The organism is Acetobacter okinawensis, from assembly GCF_002153655.1.
Lineage (GTDB): Bacteria > Pseudomonadota > Alphaproteobacteria > Acetobacterales > Acetobacteraceae > Acetobacter > Acetobacter okinawensis_A.
The window spans coordinates 1-20,423 of the sequence record NZ_JOPJ01000017.1 but is presented as its reverse complement, the minus strand read 5'-3'; the positions used below and the strand labels follow the sequence as shown (position 1 = coordinate 20,423).

Annotated in this window: 19 protein-coding genes; 10 read left to right on the top strand and 9 right to left on the bottom strand. The window is 58.9% G+C overall.

Annotated features, from left to right (window positions below; all coding sequences use genetic code 11):
• Positions 1–99 precede the first annotated feature (99 nt).
• On the top strand, positions 100–2,796 hold the full coding sequence (locus tag HK26_RS08580; RefSeq protein ID WP_180539454.1) for a tetratricopeptide repeat protein: 2,697 nt from the start codon (positions 100–102) through the stop codon (positions 2,794–2,796).
• A gap of 16 nt (positions 2,797–2,812) precedes the next feature.
• On the opposite strand, the gene HK26_RS08575 is transcribed toward HK26_RS08580, so the two are convergent.
• Positions 2,813–3,847: a hypothetical protein gene (locus HK26_RS08575; RefSeq protein WP_086639406.1), complete on the bottom strand. Its 1,035-nt coding sequence runs from the start codon at positions 3,845–3,847 to the stop codon at positions 2,813–2,815.
• A 3-nt stretch (positions 3,848–3,850) separates the two neighbouring features.
• Here HK26_RS08575 and HK26_RS08570 point away from each other — a divergent pair, with 3 nt between their 5' ends.
• The 3 genes from HK26_RS08570 to HK26_RS08560 all read left to right on the top strand — a co-directional run bounded on the left by HK26_RS08570 (position 3,851) and on the right by HK26_RS08560 (position 5,989).
• Positions 3,851–4,267: a flagellar basal body rod protein FlgB gene (locus HK26_RS08570; RefSeq protein ID WP_086639405.1), complete on the top strand. Its 417-nt coding sequence runs from the start codon at positions 3,851–3,853 to the stop codon at positions 4,265–4,267.
• A 15-nt stretch (positions 4,268–4,282) separates the two neighbouring features.
• Entirely contained in the window at positions 4,283–4,690 is a 408-nt protein-coding gene (flgC, locus tag HK26_RS08565; RefSeq protein ID WP_086639404.1) for a flagellar basal body rod protein FlgC, read from the top strand.
• Between the two features lie 105 nt (positions 4,691–4,795).
• Positions 4,796–5,989 (top strand): ATP-grasp domain-containing protein, encoded by a 1,194-nt coding sequence (locus HK26_RS08560; protein WP_086639403.1) that lies wholly within the window; start codon positions 4,796–4,798, stop codon positions 5,987–5,989.
• A 387-nt stretch (positions 5,990–6,376) separates the two neighbouring features.
• Here the strand turns inward: HK26_RS08560 and HK26_RS08555 are convergent, their stop codons facing one another.
• The 4 genes from HK26_RS08555 to HK26_RS08540 all read right to left on the bottom strand — a co-directional run bounded on the left by HK26_RS08555 (position 6,377) and on the right by HK26_RS08540 (position 10,225).
• Positions 6,377–7,351, bottom strand: a complete 975-nt coding sequence (locus HK26_RS08555; RefSeq protein WP_086639402.1) for a flagellin — start codon at positions 7,349–7,351, stop codon at positions 6,377–6,379.
• Positions 7,352–7,649: 298 nt separating this feature from the next.
• A complete protein-coding gene (locus tag HK26_RS08550) occupies positions 7,650–8,312 on the bottom strand; it encodes a DUF6468 domain-containing protein (RefSeq protein WP_086639401.1) in 663 nt (220 codons plus the stop codon).
• On the bottom strand, positions 8,309–9,649 hold the full coding sequence (fliM, locus tag HK26_RS08545) for a flagellar motor switch protein FliM (RefSeq protein WP_086639400.1): 1,341 nt from the start codon (positions 9,647–9,649) through the stop codon (positions 8,309–8,311). The genes HK26_RS08550 and fliM overlap by 4 nt, the downstream gene beginning before the upstream one ends.
• A gap of 63 nt (positions 9,650–9,712) precedes the next feature.
• Positions 9,713–10,225 (bottom strand): flagellar basal body-associated FliL family protein, encoded by a 513-nt coding sequence (locus HK26_RS08540; protein ID WP_086639399.1) that lies wholly within the window; start codon positions 10,223–10,225, stop codon positions 9,713–9,715.
• A 71-nt stretch (positions 10,226–10,296) separates the two neighbouring features.
• Between HK26_RS08540 and HK26_RS08535 the strand changes: the two genes are divergently transcribed.
• The 6 genes from HK26_RS08535 to rfbC are packed head-to-tail and all read left to right on the top strand — an operon-like array spanning position 10,297 to position 16,789.
• Entirely contained in the window at positions 10,297–12,177 is a 1,881-nt protein-coding gene (locus tag HK26_RS08535; RefSeq protein ID WP_086639398.1) for a DUF707 domain-containing protein, read from the top strand.
• Positions 12,178–12,224: 47 nt separating this feature from the next.
• On the top strand, positions 12,225–13,541 hold the full coding sequence (rfbH, locus tag HK26_RS08530) for a lipopolysaccharide biosynthesis protein RfbH (protein WP_086639397.1): 1,317 nt from the start codon (positions 12,225–12,227) through the stop codon (positions 13,539–13,541).
• A complete protein-coding gene (gene rfbF / locus HK26_RS08525; protein ID WP_086639396.1) occupies positions 13,538–14,305 on the top strand; it encodes a glucose-1-phosphate cytidylyltransferase in 768 nt (255 codons plus the stop codon). Before rfbH ends, rfbF begins: the two co-directional genes overlap by 4 nt.
• Positions 14,290–15,387, top strand: coding sequence for a CDP-glucose 4,6-dehydratase (gene rfbG, locus HK26_RS08520; RefSeq protein ID WP_086639395.1), 1,098 nt, complete (start codon positions 14,290–14,292; stop codon positions 15,385–15,387). The genes rfbF and rfbG overlap by 16 nt, the downstream gene beginning before the upstream one ends.
• Entirely contained in the window at positions 15,384–16,250 is an 867-nt protein-coding gene (locus tag HK26_RS08515; RefSeq protein WP_086639394.1) for an NAD-dependent epimerase/dehydratase family protein, read from the top strand. The genes rfbG and HK26_RS08515 overlap by 4 nt, the downstream gene beginning before the upstream one ends.
• Positions 16,250–16,789 carry a dTDP-4-dehydrorhamnose 3,5-epimerase gene (gene rfbC, locus HK26_RS08510; protein ID WP_086639393.1) on the top strand — a complete coding sequence of 180 codons (540 nt, stop codon included), beginning with the start codon at positions 16,250–16,252 and terminating at the stop codon, positions 16,787–16,789. The genes HK26_RS08515 and rfbC overlap by 1 nt, the downstream gene beginning before the upstream one ends.
• A 198-nt stretch (positions 16,790–16,987) precedes the next feature.
• Here rfbC and HK26_RS08505 read toward each other — a convergent pair whose 3' ends face one another.
• The 4 genes from HK26_RS08505 to HK26_RS08490 all read right to left on the bottom strand — a co-directional run.
• Entirely contained in the window at positions 16,988–17,584 is a 597-nt protein-coding gene (locus HK26_RS08505; protein ID WP_257640933.1) for a PqiC family protein, read from the bottom strand.
• Positions 17,581–18,537: an MlaD family protein gene (locus HK26_RS08500; RefSeq protein WP_086639392.1), complete on the bottom strand. Its 957-nt coding sequence runs from the start codon at positions 18,535–18,537 to the stop codon at positions 17,581–17,583. The genes HK26_RS08505 and HK26_RS08500 overlap by 4 nt, the downstream gene beginning before the upstream one ends.
• A complete protein-coding gene (locus HK26_RS08495) occupies positions 18,530–19,324 on the bottom strand; it encodes an ABC transporter ATP-binding protein (RefSeq protein ID WP_086639391.1) in 795 nt (264 codons plus the stop codon). Before HK26_RS08495 ends, HK26_RS08500 begins: the two co-directional genes overlap by 8 nt.
• A gap of 3 nt (positions 19,325–19,327) precedes the next feature.
• Positions 19,328–20,423 (bottom strand): ABC transporter permease (locus HK26_RS08490; protein WP_143296320.1); only part of this gene is annotated, 1,096 nt, incomplete at its 5' end.

Below are 20,423 nucleotides of genomic sequence, written 5' to 3'. Positions count from 1 at the left end.
TTTGACCCCGCTCCCTTATGTGCAGCAGAGCCCCGCCTGACGGCAGGGCTATTGTTCGTTCAGGATTAACCAGACGTGTATTTCAGCAGATCCGTTTGTATGAGACGCTGCCTTCTCCCCCTTGCCCTGCTTCTCTCCTGCTCCGCCATGACAACCGTGGCCGATGCGGCGCGGCGTAACCATGCGCACCGCCCGACCCTGAGCCTGCCCCCCAAAGCTCCAGTGGCCGCAGGTGCCGCCGGTGTGGCGGCTGGAGCCGCTGCGGGTGTGGCTACGGCTGCTGCGGCCGGGGCTGCCATGGGGGCTACTCCGGGGGCGGCTGCACAGCCTGCACCCGGTGCGCCCACCAGCCCGACGGACCCTGCCGCCGCCGGTGCCGACCTGCTCAAGGGGCTGCCAGCCCCATGGAAGGCCACAGTGCTGGACGTGCCGCTGGCCCCCCCGCCGCCAACACCCAACCCCACACCCGCCAAAGGCCGCAGGCCGGGGCAGAAGGCAGGCCAGCCTGCCGGTGCAGGTGGCCGTCTGGCGGGCGATAGTTCCGGCCCGGTAAGCGTGCCTGCGTCCTCGACCAGTCGTGTGCTTATTCCTGTCTCCCCCCGCATGGGGCTGGCCGCCTTCCGCAGTGGCGACAGCTTTGTGATTGTGGTGGACAATGCAGAGCCAATGGACACCAGCGCTCTGCGCGGGGATGGCGTTTTTTCTACCCTGACGGTCACAACCCTGCCCGGTGCCACGCTGTTGCAGGTCAAACTGCCCGATACGCGCCAGTTCTTCCTCTCCCAGCAGGCCGAGGGCTGGATACTGGGGGACAAGCCCCCACCGGGTAACGTGTATGGCGACCGGCGGGTAATTAACCCCATTGTGGCGGATGGGGGTATTCTCTACCCCATGCGCAAGCCCGGCCGGGTGCTGACCATTGCGGACCCCGCCTCGGGCAAAAAGCTGTTTGTGGGCACCTCCACCACGGATGATGGGGGGATTCTCGCCTTCCGTCATGGGGATGGGTACGATGTGTGGCCCACAACCGAGGGCGTGGTGGTGGCCGCAAGCTCGCCCGATGTGGGGCTGCGCGCCACACCGGAGGGGGCGTTGCTGACCTCTGCCGTAAGCCCGCTGGCCGACAGCAAGGTGGCGGTGTACGCCAACACGGTTGATCTGGACTGGCTGGGCTTGCAGAACCTGCCCGACGACCAGCTTGAGCAGCGCCTGCACAAGGCTTTGCTGGCCGCGGCTGATTCCGACCCCGCCCAGCGCTTTGCCGCCCGGCTGGAGGAGGCCCGTGCGGCCTTTGGTGTTGGCGCTTTTCTGGAGGCGCGCGGTATCCTGACCGTGGCTCTGGAGGACGACCCCGAAGAAGCCGTGCGGCCGGAGGTCAGCTTTCTGCTCGCCGCCTCCGAACTGCTGAGCGGGAACATGGATGGCGCGTTCCTGCTTGAAGGCCCGTGGCCTGATAACGAGCAGCGGGCCACACAGCTCTGGCGCGGTCTCTACCTTGCCTCCAAGGGTGGGCATGAGGCCGAGGCGGCGCATCTGCTGGCGCGTGATTTTGCCCGTCTGGATAACTACCCCAACAGTGTGCGCAGCGTGCTGCTGCCCTTTGCCGCAGAGCAGGTTGGCCGTTATGGCTCTGCGGAGGACCTGAGCGTGCTGGACAAGCTGCCCAAGGGGGCGGTGTACACACTAGCAGGCGCCTTCCGCGACCTGCGCACGGGCAAGCGCGCTCAGGCGTATGATGCGTTTAACGCCCTTTCGGTCGACCCGGACCCCGTGGTGGCGGAAAAGGCGCTGGAGCAGAAAATCTCGCTCGATATGTCCGATGGCAAGCTGACCCCGGTTGCAGCAGCCGAGATGTTCAGCGGTCTTATGCCCGATGCCCGTCTGGCCGGGCGGGAGGCCACGGTGCGGCTGTTGCAGGCCGATGCCTACATGCGCGCGCACAAATGGCCCGAGGCACTGGCAACGCTGGACCTTGTCAAGGACACGCCCGAGCAGGTGTCCGAGCCTGTGCTGTCCCCCATGCTGTTCCAGACCCTTGCCGCCGTGGCGTCCGAAGTGGTCAAGGACACGGACCGCGATGCCATTCTGCACGGTGCGGCCATGCTGCGCGCCCATCTGTCCGCCTTGCAGCCGGGGACCAAAAAGGGCGAAATCCTGATGGCTTACGGCAAAATGCTGCTGGGCCTTGGTCTGGCGGATGAGGCGCAGCAGGCGTTCTCCGATGCCGTGCCCATGCTGGACTCGCCCGAGCTCAAGGCGCTGGCAGGGCAGGGGCTGGCCGAATCCTACATTGCGCTCAAGGACCTTGATGGCGCGACCGATGTGCTCAAACGCACAGACGACCCCAACCTGCCCGATGACATGAAGTCCTCCCGCCGCCGCCTTCAGGCCCGGATCAATCTGGCCCGGGGCGACCAGACGGCAGCCCTTGGCCTGCTGAACGGGGACAGTTTTTCCGACTCGCTGGACATGACCGCCCGCATCCACGAAAGCCGGGGCGAATGGCCCGCCGCCGTGGCCAGCGTGCGCAAAATGGCCGAGGCGGATATTCCCCCCCACGGGCCACTCAACGCCACCCAGCAGACACTCGCGCTGCGTCTGGCCTCCGATGCCTCTCAGGCGTCGGATGCGCAGACACTGGCATGGCTGGCCCAGCTTGTGGGCGACCGCACCATGGATGGGGAGAGCGGGCGCGTGTTCCGCCTGCTAACGCAGGTGGGTGCGCCCAAACAGGTAGCCCCCGCCAAGCCCGGCGCCACTCCGGCCCCGGCGGCCACAACACCCGCCCGCCCATAAGGTGCGGGTCTGGGGGTCAGCCCCCCAGTAGCAGCCGCGCCCAGTGTGGCAGGGCGGGGTTGCTGGCCAGCAAAAATACCAGCAGCAGGCCAAGGGCTGCGGGCAGGGTCGTTGGGTAGCGCCAGACAGGGCGCGCACTGGCAAGGGGGGCCGCCTGCACAAACGGGGTGCGGAACTGCCCCCGCACCGCGCGCACGCCCAGCAGCGCACAGCCTGCAAACAGCATAAACGCCCACAACCCACCCAGCCCCACCCATGCCCCACATGCGCAGAGCAGCAGCATATCCGCGCCGGACAAAAAATTGCCGCGCAGGCGCACGGACAGGCCAAACAGCCCCAGCCCACCGAGCACCCAGCCCACACAGGCTCCCGCAATGGCGCTGCCTGCATGGTCCAGCACCACACCGGCCAGCAGCCCGCATAACAGCAGCGGCATGAGCAGGGCATTGGGGAGCCAGCCCTCGCGCCGTTCAAACTGGACCAGCAGGTTGGCAAGGTTCAGGGCCACCGCATCGGCCAGAGCAGGCAGGGGGGAGGTGGTTATCAGCAGGGCAAGGGTGCAGGCTGCCACCAGCAGGCAACCGGCAACCAGCTCATTTTGCTGCGTTGTGCGGTCCTGTGTGTGGGGGCGCATGCCGCAGGCCACGGGCAACCATTGCAGCGCTACTGCATAAACGCGGATGGAGGCGGGGAACCACAAAGCCACACAGACCCCGGCAAGGGCTGCGGGTGTTGTGCGGGCCAGCAGGCTCCAGAGCAGCATGGCAAGGGTGGCTGCGGTTTGCAGGGTTGTCTCATTCAGCCTGATGGTGCGCATGGTCCGCTCGCTATGGCCACGGGGTGTACGGCCCCTTCCTGCCTTGCCATAGCGCCGTGCGGGGCGTCTGTCATCGGGGGTGTTGTGCGCTGTGGCGGGCGGGGTGGCTGTGTTGGGGGGAATAAATCTGTGGCTATCAGGGGCAAGGGAGGTTATTATGGACCACCTGCCATGAGCATGGGGGCCACGTAGCACCCGCCACGGCACTGCATAGCACACAAAGGGAGCTGGCATTTTATGCTGGAGGCACTGTCATCCCAGACCGCGCTGACCCATAGCGGGACGGACCTGTTTGCATTGGCCGAGCGCCGCCTGCAATGGCTGGAGGCCCGCCAGTCCGTTCTGGCTGGCAACGTGGCCAACGCCAACACGCCGGGTTACGTCTCCAAGGATGTCTCACCGTTTTCAGGTGTGTTGCAGGACCAGATGACCATGGCCATGGTCCAGACCGAGCCGGGGCATATGGCCGGGCCGGGTGATACCGCACGGGCGCGCAAAACCACGGGCGGCACCAGCTCCATAGATGGCAACGAAGTCCGGCTGGAAGATGAGCTGGGCAAAATAGCCGATACCAACGACCAGCAGCGTTTTGCCACCACGGTTTACACCCGCTACATGGGCCTGTTCTCCACCGCGCTTGGCACCAGTTCGTAAGGACGGAAGCAGCAGATGGATTTTACAAACACAATTGGCATTTCCGCCGATGGCATGCGCACACAGGCCGAGCGCCTGCGCGTATCGGCCGAGAACCTTGCCAACAAGGACACAACCGGCTCCACCCCCGGTGCAGACCCCTACCGCCGCAAGACCATTACCTTCCAGACCACGCTGGACCAGGCCACGGGGGCGTCGAGTGTGAAGGTCAAGTCCGTCGGGCAGGACCACACACCGTTTGAGACGCGCTACGATCCCTCCCACCCTGCGGCGGATGCCAAGGGCTATGTGAAGGTGCCGAACGTGAACACCATGGTCGAAATTATGGACACGCATGACGCCCAGCATTCGTACGAAGCGAATCTGAACACCATGCAGATCACCCGCTCCATGCTGACCCGCACCATCAATTTGATGAAATAAAGCCCGCGGCCAGCAGAATACTGGAGTGTCCCATCCAGTGCTGTGCATGGCGCTGGCGCATGGTGCTTTGTATTGGGGTTGACCCGGCCATAGCCGAGTAAAAACATGAACTCTTTTGGTTTATCCCCCCTCCTGCGGCAGGCGTTGCAGGGGCAGGATATTACGCATTATCGGGCAGAACTGCTTAACAAAGCCGCGCAGCAACCCGATGCGCAAACCCTGCTTGATCTGGCGCTGATCATGCAGTTGACGTTTGAAAACGAACAGGCCGAAGCTTTTTTATCTGCCGCCCTAGGGCTGCAACAGACCTTTAACCTTGCCCGCGCTGGCAAGGACGCCCTGCGGCTGCTGGTGGTGAAAACCCCCGGAGACCTGACCGCCAACACCCCCATTGAGTGTATTCTGGAAAACGCACCCGTGCATATGGACGTGGTGTATGTTGGCGCGGGCCTTGCATGGCCGCAGGAACTCCCCCCGTATGACCTGATTTTTGTAGCCGTGGGCGAGGCCGATACCCACAACGCCGTACTGGCCGATCTTGCAAAAGCACTGGCCCATAGCCCGGTGCCGGTGCTGAACAGGCCGCAGTATATTCCCCAACTCTCCCGCTCCGCAGCTTATGACCTGCTGCACACGGTGCCGGGCCTGTACATGGCCCAGACCTACCGGCTGGAGCGCACCATATTGCAGCAGCTTGGTGCGGAGCAGGTAGCGCTGGAGACGTTGGGGCTTAATCTGGCCTATCCGATTATTGTGCGCCCACTGGGCCTGCACGGCGGGATTGGCCTGCGCAAAATAGACAGACCTGCGGACCTCAACACCTATCTGGCCGATGTTGGGGCAGAGCTGTTCTTTGTTGCCAATTTTATCAACTACGCATCGGGCGACCAGCTTTACCGCAAGTACCGCGTGGTGCTGGTAGAAGGGCAGCCCTATCTGGCGCATATGGGTATTTCCGCACATTGGATGGTGCACTACCCCTATAAGGAAATGAAGGAATTCGCCTCCCGCCGGGAGGAGGAAGCCCACGCCATGCTCCATTTTGATCAGGAGTTTGGCCAGCGCCACGCCGCTGCCCTGAGCGGTATTTATGACGCCGTAAAGCTGGATTATTTTGGCTTTGACTGTGCCGAAACCACAGATGGCAAGCTGTTGGTGTTTGAACTCTCCAACGCCCTGATTATCCATGCCTGTGATGATACGGCTGTTTTCCCCTATAAATTACCGCAGATGCACAAAATCTTTGCGGCATTTTATGCCATGCTCAAAAGCAGGGCCCGGGTGCTGGCCGCTCCGTAACACGGGGCGGGTGCTTTTGGGTATGTGGCCAGCGTGGTGTTTTGGGCGCTGTGTCTGGCCCTGCCAGATGTCTGGCGTATTCTCCGGTCCCTTGTCTGGCTGCTGCTTTGCCCTGCGTTGTTTTGCACGCGCATGTGGGCGTGTTGGGGGCTGAGCGAATAATCCACTCTATCGGTGACGCACATCTTCTGCCTGCTGGGGCAGTAGGGTGGTCTTATGCGTTTTTTTTGGGGGGATTGTGAGCCCTGTCTGGCTCGTGCCGCAAAGTGCGGTCCTTGTTGCCATGACCTGAGCACCAGCCCGGTGGGGCTGCGGGTGTAGCCTGTCAGGCAAAAAAATACCCCCGGCTTTCGCCGAGGGCATTTTTCGTCGACTGTATCAGTAATATTACTGGAACAGGGACAGGATGTTCTGGGACTGACCGTTGGCGATCGAGAGGGACTTGATAGCCAGGGACTGCTTGGTCTGCAGGGAGGTCAGCTTTGCGCTTTCTGCGGACATGTCAGCATCGGTCAGGGAGCCAACGCCGGTGGTCAGGTTGTCAGCAACCGTCTGGCCGAACGTGGTCATGTTGGCGATGTTCTTGGTGTTCTGACCCAGTTCAGAGGTCACGTTCGTCATAGCCGTGATGGCTTTCTGAACAGCAGCGATAGCTTTGGTCAGGTCGAATGCACCCGAACCACCACCCCAGGAAGACTGCGTGCTGCCAGCGGAGGTCAGGAAGCCGTTGGAAGAAGCAAGGCCATTGGCGTCAACGCTGGTGGACAGGCCCAGAGCTTCGGTCAGGGAGGCGGTGGAGCCGGTTGCGGTAACGCTGCTGACACCGTTGATGATGCTGAACAGGTTGTTGATGGTAGCCGTGCTGCCCTGCAGGCCGGTCACGTAAACAACGCTGGCAGCGGTGATGCCGTTGAAGGAACCCGTTGCAGATGCGCTTGCGGAGCTGACCAGCAGGTTCACGCCGTTGGTGGTGGCGTTGGTTGCAATGGTGTCGATCTGCTTCAGGTAACCCGTGATTTCGGTGTTGATCTGAGCGAGGGAGGTGTTGCTACCTTCGTTGCTGCCGATGGTGGTCACAGCAGCCTGAACTTCAGCCAGAACGGACAGGATCTGGTTGGCAGCGCTGTTGGTGGAGCTCACAACGGTGGAAGCGAAGGACAGGCCGTCGTTCACTGCACCCTGACCGGCAATGTTGCCGTTCATCTGCGAAGCAATGCCGAAAGCTGCCGGGCTGTCAGAAGCGTTGGCGACTTTTTTGCCGGTGGAAACGGCGTTTTCGGTGGCGCTCAGCTGCGTCTGGGTTGCGTTCAGGGTTTCCAGAGCAACCATTGCAGAGGTGTTGGTGTTAATCGAAAGGCTCACGTTGTGATCTCCAGTTCGGTGGGCATTCGCCCGTGTTGCAAAGCTGAATAAACTCCCGAACGGCTAAGAGAAGGTTAACGCGATCATTTTTTTTTGATGGTCGGGCAAAAAAGTTCCCTCACGTCTGGGAATATGGCCTTCACAATAAGGATTATGAGCAAAAAACTGGCAGTTTTCTGCTGATTTTTGCGATTTGTTTTTTTTCTGGCGGGCATAAAAAAACCTCCCCACAAGGGGGAGGTCGGGGCTAGAATCCAACAGAACTCCGGCCAATACGGTTAATAATCGGGTTTAACCGTTAAGCACTTGCGCGGTCTTGGGTGGTGTCCTGTGCTTTTTCCAGCGCACGCAGGTAGGGCCGCTCCTTGGTCAGGGTTGCGGGCATGGGCATGTCCAGCGTGTCGGCAAAGCGGGTTGGGGCTGGGGTGTCCTGCGGCTGTGTGGGCTGTGTGGCGGCAAGGGCTGCGGCGCTGCTGGCCGCCGTTGCACTTTCCAGCGCGGATTGCACAAGCTGCTGGGCCGTATGCTGTGCGCTCTGGCTGGCCTGCTCCAGTTTTTCCAGCGTTTCCTCAATGGACAGGCGGGCGGATTCGGCCTGTGTGATCAGGCTTTCCATCCGCCGCTCCTGCGAGGGAACCTGCGTGAGCACCGAGTCTAGCCGGTCTGCAACCGAATCGGCCTTGGTGGCCATGTCATCCAGCTCGGTGCCGGTCACCTTGGCCTGTTCGATCATGCGGCTGAGCGGGCGACCGCTGACCTCGCCTGCCACGCGCAGCTTGTCCACGCCCTCTTCTGCCTGATTGACGCTGCTTTCCAGCTTTTCCACCAGTTCGAGCAGGCTGGCCCGGTCGCGTTTGAGGCCACCCAGCACTCGCCCGAGGTAAAAGCTGTAAATAATGCCAAGGAACAAAAAGACGGAGAGGATGATCTCTATGATCATCTGGATCTGTGTGAACATCATTCAGGTGACCCTACAGTCTGGTCCTGTGTTGCGGTTGCGGCGGGTGGCTGCGGATGAGGGGGCTGTGGCGGCACGCCAAGCGGGGGCGGCAGGTGGTGTTCTTCCGGCGGGACAAGCCTGCGCTGGATTTTAACCGCGTTTTTGTTGCCCAGCTTGCCCAGCCGGCCATCAAACAGCGGGGTCTGCCCGCATTGCAGACGAATGGGGAAGGGCGCGCCCTGCTTGTGCGGGAAGGTCATGAGCGAGCCGATCTTGAGGTTGAGCACCTCGGAGAGCGGGACGATCTTCTCGTCAAACACGGCGGAGACCTGCGCGTCCGTTTCCAGAATTTCGGAAAACAGATGGTCTTCCCAGATCGAGTCGCGGCCGAACTTTTCCCCCATGAACTGCTGGGAGAGCTGGTCACGCACCGGCTCCAGCGTAGCGTAGGGGATAATCAGGTCCATGTTGCCGGTGCGGTCTTCCATATCAATATGGAGTTTGGCCAGCACAATGGCGTTGGAGGCGCGGGCAATGGCGGCAAAGCGGGAGCTGACTTCGAGCCGCTCAAACGCAAGGTCCACATTGCACACGGGGTTGAAGGCGACCGACAGGTCGTTCAGGGTCAGGGTGATCAGTTTTTCAATCAGCGCGCGTTCAATGGCGGTGTGGGGGCGTGTTTCCACCCCCGCGTGCCCAACCCCGCGCGGACCACCCATAAGAATGTCGATAATGGAGTAGGACATGGCCGAGTCCACAACGACCAGCCCGTAGTTGTCCCACTGAACAGCTTTGAACACCGCAAACATGGAGGAGGACGGCACAGCCCCCATGTAGTCGCCAAAGCGCAGGGAGCGGATGCCTTCTATGGTAATTTCAACGTTGTCGTTGGTGAAGTTACGCAAGGTGGCGGACAGGATGCGCACAAGCCGGTCAAAAACAATTTCCAGCATGGGCAGGCGTTCGTAGGCCACAAACCCGGCCTTGATAACGCGTTCCATGCCGGTTTCTTCCGGCTCGTCAAACCCGCCAAAGGTGTGGCCCAGCAGGTTGTCAATTTCGGACTGGTCCAGCAGATGGCTGCCAAACGGGTCTTCCTCCGGCGTGGCCTCCTGTGCGCCCTGCCCGGTGTCTGCCGCGTGCTCATCGGGGGGTGTGGCGGGGTGTTCGGTCCCGTCATTTTCCGGTGCGGCGGCGGGGTGGTCTTCGTGCGCAGGCTCAGTGTGCGCGGCCTCATCCTGCGGCGTGGGGGGCTGCCCGGCGTCGTGCCCCTCTTCCGTATGCGGGGTATCGGGTGCTGCGTCTGCCTCGGGTTCGTGGGGTCCCGGGCCTGCTGCTGTGTCGTCTACATCCTGCATGTGGTTTGTCGCTACGGTTCCTGAAAGGGGGCTGTTTACGCGGGTGTCAGAAGCAGGAGCGCTTTACTGGACAAGGAATTCAACAAGATACAGGTTTGTCACCTGCAAGGGGGCAAGCTGGGCGCGCAGGCGGCGCAGAATGGATTCGCGCAGCCGGTAAATACCGTTCCCACGGATGTCCTGCGGCCGGGTTTCGTGCAGGTAGGTCTGGAACACGTCCTGAATTTCGGCAATCCGGTCCTGCAGTGCGGCCTCGTTCGGCACGCCGTTGATTTCCACCTTGGCGGTCAGCTTGACGTAAACAGGGTGCCCGCCTGACGTATCGAGGTTGGAGACCATGGGCGGAATACCCAGCAGAATAGGCGGATGCATGGCGGCTGCGGCCTTGCTGCCCACGTTCTGCTTGAGCTTGGAGGTAAAGATTTTATCCTTTTCCCAGAACACGCCACCACCAATAAGGAGAACAAGACCGGCAGCACCCGCCATCATCAGTTTCCGCTTGGACTTGGGGGCGTCTGCTCTGGGAACTGCTGCGGCAGCATCTGCTTCTTGTGCGCCGGTTACAGTCTCGCTCATGTCTGGTGGGCTCCGGAATGGTTAATCAATCATGTCTCTTACCAGTTTAACCGCTGGCGCGCACCTACTCAATGCTGCGTGGTTGGCTATTCCATGATAGTTTCTGCCCCAGTCTTATTTTAAGGTGGGATAGTCCCGTCAGGTCAATTGATTTGGAGTGGTGTACGGTGCGTTACCATGTGCTTAACCTAGCCAGAAGTCCGGAACGCTTGGCGACATTCCGCCAGAACAACCCAGAGTGCGGGTATTTTGCGGCGCGTATGGCAGTCGATGGTAAGGCAGTCGATAAAGAGGCGGTCATTCATCAGGGGTTAATGCAGGCAGGTCTGCCATACACGGATGGGGCTGTCGGGTGTGCATTGTCGCATATGTCTTTGTGGATGGATGTTGTGCAGCGTCAGGAGGCCGCGACAATTGCGGAAGATGATGCCATTTTGCGCGATGACTTCCGTCAGGAGCAGGAAAAGCTGCTTGCCCGTTTGCCGCAGGACTGGGAGCTTGTTCATTGGGGCTTCAATACGGACGCGTATGTCACATTCCAGCTTATCCCGGGTGTAACGCCGTTTACCGGAACGATGTACCATGATCTGGTTCTGGCACATCTGGAAGAATTCCGCCGCAGCAGAGTGCAACCCAGACTTGAATCGCTCCTGAGGTGCCATGGCACAATGTGCTATTCCATTTCTCCCCGTGGAGCAAAGCGGCTGCTTGAGCATGTTGTGCCGCTTCGGCCCATGTCTGTTGTTTATCCCGGTTTAAGTCACCAGAAAATCAATACTGGTATTGATGACATGATGGCAGATTATTACGGGCAGATGAAAGCCTATGTCTGCTTTCCGCCTCTTGTCGTGTCATTGCATGATGCGCAAAACAGTTCCGTGCAGACGCAGGACACACCACCTGCCCAGCAGCCTGCAACGCTTTTGCCGGAAGAAAAGACGTTGGATGAAGAGGCGCTGCTGACCCACCCCTTATGGCGATGCGTCAATGGGGACGGGCAGGTGGTGGTGCCCCGTATCGGTCTGTTGCCAGACGGGCGGCTTGGCGGTTTGCCAGAAAAGGTGAGCGGGTGCTCATGGAGCCGGCAGGGGCAGCATCTGCTCTTTAAGGATGCAAAAAATGCGCCATTGATGAAGTTCTGCCTTCAGTCTGGCGTTTATAAAAGTGAGGGTGGGGCGGAAACCCTTGTGCCTGTAAAGGATTTTCCCCTTCCTGCTCCGGTTTTTCCATCTGTGCGCAGCAAAGGGCCGCAAAGGCGCAATCTGGTGATTGTCCGTGCGGGTTCGTCTTCTTTGCACCCGCAGTGGCTGGAAGGGTTTACTCCGGAGGAAAGGGAGTGGGATCTCTGCGTCAGCTATTATGGCACTGAAAGCGAATTTCTGCAGCTTGATGGTTGCGAATACGCCATTTTGCAGAACAAGGAGCGTAAATGGCCAGCGATAGCTGCATTGCTGGGAGATGAGAGTCCTTTTTGGCATTATGATTATGTGATGATGCCGGATGATGATCTGGCAATGACTGGTGCCGATATCAATCGCTGTTTCTCAATTATGGCGCAATACAAGCTGGACCTGGCACAGCCGTCTTTGCCAGCAAGCACGCCCTCCACACAATATTCCCATGACCTGACTTTGCAGCGTGCGGGAAATGTTCTGCGCTACACATCGTTTGTGGAGGTCATGACCCCCGTGTTTTCACGCGAAGCACTGCGAGAGTGCCTGCCGAGCTTTAACCTTTCTCAAAGTGGCTGGGGGCTGGATTGGGTCTGGCCATCTATTCTGGGTTACCCTAAAAATAAAATTGCAATCATTGATAGTGCGGTTGCATACCATACGCGCCCAGTAGGGAATAATTATGCGGGTCTGACACCAACGCTGGATGAAAAAAAACTCGTAGCGTTGTTCGGTACAGGTAAAGAATTGCAGAATTATGGGGTTGTCCCACTTGGTTGAGTGGGGAGCGCGCGATTTAACCAGTTTTTTTCAGGCGTGAGGTTTTGATGGTTGTTTATACTCGTGACGATGTTTTGGATGTTGCCGCCGCTTATTATGACTCTACCCAGACCAAGGCGTTTGTTCCGGGGGAGACATTCATCCCGTGTAGCGGCAAGGTTGTGGACTCTGACGATTTGCGGTCTTTGGTCGATGCCTCTTTGGATATGTGGCTGACAACCGGGCGTTATGGTACGGAATTTGAAAAAGAGCTGGCCCTTAAAACAGGTATTAAACATGCCAGACTCACTGTTTCCGGGTCGGCCTCAAATCTTCTGGCGTTTTCATCTTTAACGTCATGGAAGTTGCAGGAGCGGCGTATCCAGCCCGGTGATGAGGTGATTACGGTTGCGGCTGGCTTTCCCACCACGGTCACGCCCATTGTGCAAAATGGCTGTGTGCCGGTTTTTGTGGATGTGGACCTGCCAACAGCCAATATTGATGTGTCTTTACTGGAGGCGGCGCTTACGCCCAAAACCCGCGCCATTATGGTGGCCCATACCTTGGGCAACCCGTTTAACCTGCAGGTGGTCAGTGATTTTTGCCGCACGCATAACCTTTACCTGATAGAAGACTGCTGCGATGCGCTGGGCAGCACATTTAATGGCAAAGGTGTGGGGCAATGGGGGGATCTGGCGACACTGTCTTTTTATCCGGCCCACCATATTACCACGGGCGAAGGTGGCGCGGTTCTTACCAACCGTAAATCTTTGGCCACTCTTGTTGAATCTTTTCGTGACTGGGGGCGGGATTGCTGGTGCCCCCCCGGTGTGTCCGATAGCTGCCATAAGCGGTTCGACTGGAAAATGGGCGAGTTGCCGGTCGGGTATGACCACAAATATATTTACTCTCATATTGGCTACAATATGAAAGTGACGGACATGCAGGCTGCGCTGGGTGTTAGCCAGTTGCGTAAGGTTGACGGCTTTGTGCAAAAACGGCGCGAAAACTTTGCCGCATTAACACAGATGATCAAAGCCGCCGGTCTGGAGGATTATTACATTCTGCCAGAGGCAACGCCCGGTTCGGACCCAAGCTGGTTCGGGTTTTTGCTGACCATACGTGATGGTGTCAGTCTGGACCGCCGTGCGGTGACAAAAGGACTGGAAGAGCGCAAGGTTGGAACCCGCCTGCTGTTTGCAGGTAATCTGACCAGACAACCTGCTTTTCAAAGAGTGGATTATCGTGTTTCCGGCTCCTTGGAGCGGACAGATAAAATTATGAAGGACAGCTTCTGGATTGGCGTGTGGCCAGGTATTGGGGCACAGGAGCGCGAATACATGGTTGAAGCCTTGCTTGAAGTGACGCGTAGGGAATTGCGATGAAAACAGTCATACTTGCAGGTGGGTTTGGTTCGCGCCTGAGTGAAGAAACCGACAGCATTCCCAAACCGATGGTTCAGATCGGTGGGCGTCCGATCCTGTGGCATATCATGAAGATATACAGTGCCTATGGCCTGAATGACTTTGTGGTCTGTCTTGGATATAAAGGGCACCTTATTAAGGAATTTTATGCCAATTACTTCAGGCATATGAGCGACATGGTGGTTGATCTCTCCAATGGTACAATCGAGTACCAAAGGGGGGATGTCGAGCCATGGCGCATTACGCTGATCGATACGGGGTTGAACACCCAAACGGGTGGGCGGCTCAAGCGGGTTGGCCATCTTTTACAGGATGGTCCGTTTTGCATGACCTACGGTGATGGTGTGGGAAATGTCGATATCCGCAAATCCATTGATTTTCACAAAGAACATAAAAAAAAGGCCACGGTTACCTGTGTTGTGCCTCCCGGGCGCTTTGGCCTTATGGAAGTTGAGGGTAACGCGGTAAAAAGATTTTCTGAAAAAACCGACAATACAAAAAATCTGGTTAATGGCGGTTTTTTTGTGCTTGATCCCTCAGTGCTTGATTATATCGAGGGAGATGATGTGCTGTGGGAGAAGGGGCCCATGGAGCATCTTGCCAGAGATGGCCAGCTGGAGGCCTTCCATCATTCTGGTTTCTGGCAGCCAATGGATACCCTGCGTGACAAACGTCTGCTGGAAGATTTGTGGAACCGTCAGGTGGCACCATGGAAGATATGGTAAGCCGTTTTGCCGTAGACAAACGGTTCTGGTCCGGGCGCAAGGTTTTTGTGACCGGGCATACGGGCTTTAAAGGGAGCTGGCTGACGCAATGGCTGGCCGATTTGGGGGCTCAGGTCACCGGTTATGCCCTTGCGCCGGACACACAGCCCAATTTGTTCGGGTTGGCGCAGTTGGACAAGGTTTGTCGTCATACTATTGGCGATATCCGTCATCTGGAAGATGTCCAGCGTGCTCTGGCGTCTTCCGCCCCAGAGGTGGTGATCCATCTGGCGGCACAGCCACTGGTGCGTCGCTCTTACCAGCAGCCGTTGGAAACATTTTCCACCAATGTCATGGGAACGGCAAACATATTGGAGGCCGCACGGCAGCAGGCAAGCGTTAAGGCCGTGCTCATTATCTCGTCCGATAAATGCTATGACAATCGTGAATGGTCATATGGCTACCGCGAGAACGATGCCCTTGGCGGGCATGACCCATACAGTGCCAGTAAAGCCTGCACAGAAATTGTAACCAATGCATGGCGTAACTCTTATGCTCATGGACCACTGGTTGCCTCGGCCCGGGCGGGTAATGTGTTCGGGGGGGGGGACTGGAGTGAAGACCGGTTACTGCCAGATGCCATAAAGGCTTTTTCGGCAGGAGAGACGCTTATTATACGCTCCCCCCTTGCCGAGCGGCCATGGCAGCATGTGGCAGAGCCGCTTGCCGCCTATCTTATGATTGTGCGGGCCATGCTTGAGGAGGGGGCATTATATGCAAGAGCATGGAATGTTGGCCCACGCGTGGAAGATATTGTGTCTGTGGAGCAGATTGTAAAAATGCTCGCACAGGCTTGGGGGCATGGCGCACGGTGGGAGGTGCGGGCGCCCGCCGTCATGCTGCATGAAGCGGGCCTGCTGCATCTGGACTCCTCGCAGATTGCCCGCCTTGTTGGTTGGCGCCCATCCGGTTTGCTGGAGCAGGCCCTGAACGCAACAGTCGCCTGGCGCGCAGCCACGACGACCGAAGACGCAGTTCAGTTCATGCGTAAGGATCGGGCGGTTTTTGCCAGAGCCAACATAGCGTGTTCCGAACCGGCATGAAAATTCTCCTGACAGGTGCCACAGGTTTTATTGGCTACCACCTGCAGCGCAAGCTTGTTGCGCTGGGGTGGGAGGTTGATGCGCTGGTGCGGCCAACATCTGACTGCAATCGCCTTGATCCGGCTGTGACACCACGGGTATGGGATGGTCACTCCGGTTCGTTATGTGATCTGCTCAAACAGAGTAACCCTGATATTGTGTTCCATCTGGCCACACATTTTTTGGCCCGGCATGATATGGACGACATACCTGCGCTGGTACGGAGCAATATTGAATTCCCCTCTCTGCTGCTGGAGGCCATGCGCGCGGCGGGGTGTAGCAGGTTTATCAATACCAGCACGGCATGGGTTCATGTTGGTCCTCTGGCCAACGAAGCCACATCTTTTTACGCAGCGACAAAGCAGGCTTTTGATCAGATTTTGCGTTTTTATCAGACGGCCTACCAGTTTCAGGCGACGACCCTGACGCTGTGTGACACCTATGGTCCGTCTGACCTGCGTGGAAAAGTCCTGTCTCTTCTTATCAGCACAGCGTTGTCCGGCCAGAAGCTGGAGATGTCGCCCGGCGAACAATGTCTGGATCTGGTCCATGTGGATGATGTGAGTGAGGGTTTTATACAGGCGGCCCGTTTGTTGCAAAATGGTGTGACGGGTACGTTCAGTATTACCTCTGGCCGTTTAATCAGCCTGAAAAATCTGGCGCAGAAGGTTGCGCAGGCAACGGGCTGCAAACTTATGATTGAGTGGGGTGGACGCCCTTACCGTGTGGGGGAAATCATGTTGCCATGGCAAGGGGGCGTTCCTTTGCCCGGCTGGACCCCCATGGTAGACCTTGAGGATGGCATAAAAGGTTTGTTGTCATAATGTTTGATCAGGTTCCAACGGCCCTGTCTGGCGTTTTTATGCTTCTACCCATCGTGCGTAAGGATGAGCGGGGGAGCTTTACAAAGCTGTATCATGCCGACTGTTTTGCCCAGATGGGAATGAACAGGCCGGTTGTAGAACAGTATGTTACAAGCTCGCACAAGGGTGTCCTGCGCGGCTTGCATTTTCAGAAACCGCCTCACGACCACGACAAACTGGTCACCTGCCTGTCGGGCGAGGTGCTGGATGTGGTGTTAGACCTGCGGCGTCAGTCCCCAACGTATGGGCAGCATTGCTGCTTGCGCCTGAATGGGGAGGCGCGCATGCAGGTTTTTGTCCCTTCTGGTTGCGCTCATGGTTTTTATACTCTGAGTGATCAGGCTGAGTTGTTGTACTCAGTCAGCTCTGTTTACAATCCAGAGTATGATGATGGTATTTTATGGCATAGCGCTGGCATAGACTGGCCTGATCAGTTTCCGCTTGTATCACAGCGGGATCAGGAGTTTCAGGCTTTTGCGGATTTTAAGAGTGAATTCTGATGGCTGATCATCTGGTTTGTGCCAGATGATCTTTCCATAAGACAATTCGGGTGCGGGGTATTCCTGCACAGCCAGACACATGCTTTTGCACTCCCGCATATGGGAGACGGGTTGTATCTCCATCACCGGGGGGGAGGAACCCGATGTGGGTCAGTCCCCGGTGTGCAGCAGCCTCCCTTATCAGGGTTGTGGCTCCCCTTACTGCCCTGCGGGAATGGTCGTGTTCACCCGCTCGGCCAGACGGATGACCAGCCCGCGCATGAGTGCCGCCACATCGGCGGCGGAACCAACATTCCCTGTCGCCACAAGGTGTACGCGCTCACGCGTAAGCGGCAGGTTGGGGTCACGCGGGAGCACGGCCCATGTGGCGTCCAGCGTGCCTACGCCGTTTGTATCCACATCAAAGCGCGAAATATCGACCTGTATACGCATGGTGGCCACATCGGCCAGCGGCTGGTCGGTAATCAGCTCGGACGGGCGCTTGTTGGACAGCACGTTGGTCAGCAGGTCAGTCACACCAATGGACAGGCGCGTGGCCCAGCGTGCGCGCGCACTCCGCAGGATTTCCTCCCCCTGCCGGGTGATGATGTCCTGCGAGTCCAGATAGTCGGGCAGGATCACGCGGCTGATGGCGATGGTGGCCGCGCGGGAGGAGAGGTGCGGCTCGCTGACGTTGGCGTCCGAGGGCACACCCAGCGTGTACAGCCGCAGCGGGGGCGAGGCGCACCCGGCAAGGGTCAGGAGCGGGGCGCAGGCCATAATGGCCAGCAGGGTGCGGCGTGGCGCGCAGGTCATGGGCGGCGTCCCATCAGCAGGAGTTGCGGGTTGCGTTCAATATCGGAGGAAAAGCCACGCAGCGATGCAGCGGTGGCGGCAATGTCACGCAGGGCCGCGTCCAGATTGGCGCGGTCAAGCGAGCGGGGGGAGAGGATGCTCTGCAACGCATCCAGCGTTTTGGTGGCCGAGGCCAGTGTGGCGTGCAGGTCCGCGCCGCGCGCGTTCAACTGGGTGTTCCCCGTCTCCATCAACTGGTCCATTTTGCCCAAGGTGATGTCCAGCTTGTCCTGTAGGGTTTTTATGGCGGCGGTTGCGGCTTCTATGGTGGCGTGCGAGCTGTCGGCTGTCTGTTTTGCACTCAGCAGCAGGGGCGGCAGGTCACGGTTCAGGCTCTCGCTCAGCTGGGTGACGGAGAGCAGAGCCGCATCCGCATGGTGGCTGATCTCCTTGATGGGGATCTGCCCCAGCGAGTCCTTGAGTTTTTCCACCGCCGACATGCGCACGGGAATTTCTGGCAGGTCGGTAATGCGCGGGTGCAGCACGGGGGGGACTGCGCGGTCAAAGTCCAGTTCGATGTTGGACTGACCCGTAACAAAGCTGAGCAGGTTCAGCTCCGCGCGCAGGCCAATGCTGATGAGTTCCTGAATACTCACCTTGTCCCCGCCCGGTACGTCCTTGACCACGTGAATCTGGTCAGGCTCCAGCGTGAGCACAACGGGAATGTAGGCTTTGTGGTCGGCGGGGTCAAAGCGTAGGGTAATGCTTTTGACTGTGCCCACCTTAACCCCGCGGAAGTTGACCGGAGCGCCAATGGACAGCCCGGTAATGGAGTTCTGGAACACCACCACCGCCTCGCGCGAGGGGGCGAGGAAGCTCATATGCCCAAAGGCCATAACAATAAATAAAGCCAGAAAGCCGCCCAACAGCACGAAGGCCCCGATAACGGTTTTGCGGTTTGTGCTCTCAGACATGCCGGTCTGCCTTTGTCTCGTCTGTCGTGGGGATGGTGGAGGAGCGGTTCATGAATGCCATGACTTCGGGAATGCTGCTGGTGTCGCGCAAGGTGCGCGGGGCGCCGTGAGCAATGGGCCGGTGGGTGCGCGCGTCCAGAAAAATGCCATCGTCAGCAATGGCAAACAGGCTTGGCAACTCATGGCTGACAATTACAATGGTTGCCCCCAGGCCGTCACGCAGGGTCAGGATCAGGTCGTCCAGCCGGGCGGAGGTAATGGGGTCCAGCCCGGCGGAGGGTTCATCAAAAAACAGAATGTCGGGGTCAAGGGCTATGGCCCGCGCAAGGCCCGCGCGCTTGCGCATCCCGCCCGAAATTTCGGACGGGTACAGGTCAATCGCCTGCTCCATACCCACAAGCCCGAGTTTGACCTCCACCAGCTTGCGCACCACATCAGGCGGCTGGGTGGTGAACATTTCCAGCGGCAGGGCCACGTTCTCGCCCACGGTCATGGAGCTCCACAGCGCACCGGACTGGAACAGAACGCCAAAGCGGTGGTTGATCTGGGTCCGCCGGTGCTCGTTCTGCGCCCAGTAGTCCTCCCCACCCACCAGTACCTGCCCGGTGGTGGGGGGGAGCAGCCCGATCATGCTTTTGAGCAGGGTGCTCTTGCCGCAGCCCGAGCCGCCCATGACCGCAAAAATGGAGCCACGTTTGAGGTCGAACGACACGTTCTGCTGGATGATCTTGGGACCAAAGGACAGTTCCACATCCCGCACGGAAATAAGGGTATCGCTTTGCGGCATTGCTCAGATTCCCAGCGCGTTGGCCATAACGGCGAACACGGCGTCCATGGCGATAATGCCGACAATGCCAATAACCACCGCACGGGTGGCGGCAATGCCCACATCGGCGGCACTGCGCCCGGCCATAAGCCCCACGCGGCAGGCGGCAAGGGCGATAAAGCTGCCAAAAAAGAAGGCTTTGACAAACCCGAAGGCGAACTCGCGCAGCTCCACCCCGTTTACGGTGGACATCCAGTACCCCATGGGGGAGACGTCCATCATGCTCATGCTCACCACAAACCCGCCAAAAATGCCAATGAGCGTGCCATACAGGTAGAGCAGGGGCATCATGAGTGAGAGCGAGAGAATGGCAGGCAGCAGGATATAGCCCGAAATGGGAATGCCAAAGACCTTGAGCGCGTCTATCTCCTCATTCCCCAGCATGGTGGAAATGCGCGCAGCATAAGCCCCACCCGTGCGCCCGGCCATGATAATGGCGGTCATAATGGCCGAAATCTCACGCGCGCAGGCAATGCCGACAAGGTTGGTCACATAAATTTCGGCGGCAAAGCGGCGCAGTTCCACCAGCCCCACAAACGCCAGAATGGCCCCGATCAGAAAATTGACCACACCCACGATCAGCAGCGCATTGGGGCCTGCGTTCCACAGGTCGGTAATCAGGTCCTTGGTGCGCATCCGGCTTTTGCCGTGCAGGGCGTGCATGGCCCCGCGCGTGGTTTCCGTCGCCAGCGTGGTCACGATCCCTGTCTCGGTCAGGGCGTTCAGGGTCAGGTCGCCGGTTTTTTCCAGCAGGGTCTGTTTGCGGCTGTCGTGGCGGGCGGGGGCGGCGGGTTTGGGGGGGAGGAGTGCCAGCAGGCGCTGGGCGGGCGTGGGCAGGCCGTCCTGCTCAAACGCAAGCCCAGCCCCTGCTGCCGCCTGTTTGACCTCCCACAAAAAGGAAATGAAGGACGAATCCCACTCCGTAATCCCTGCCGTATCCACGCTCAGGCTGGTGGCGTGGGGGGCTGGCGGCATGTCCGCCGCGCCAAAGGGCATGACCCCGCCGTTGTGTACGGTCCATGCGCCGCGCACATGCAGGCAGGGGCCATTGGGGCCGTCC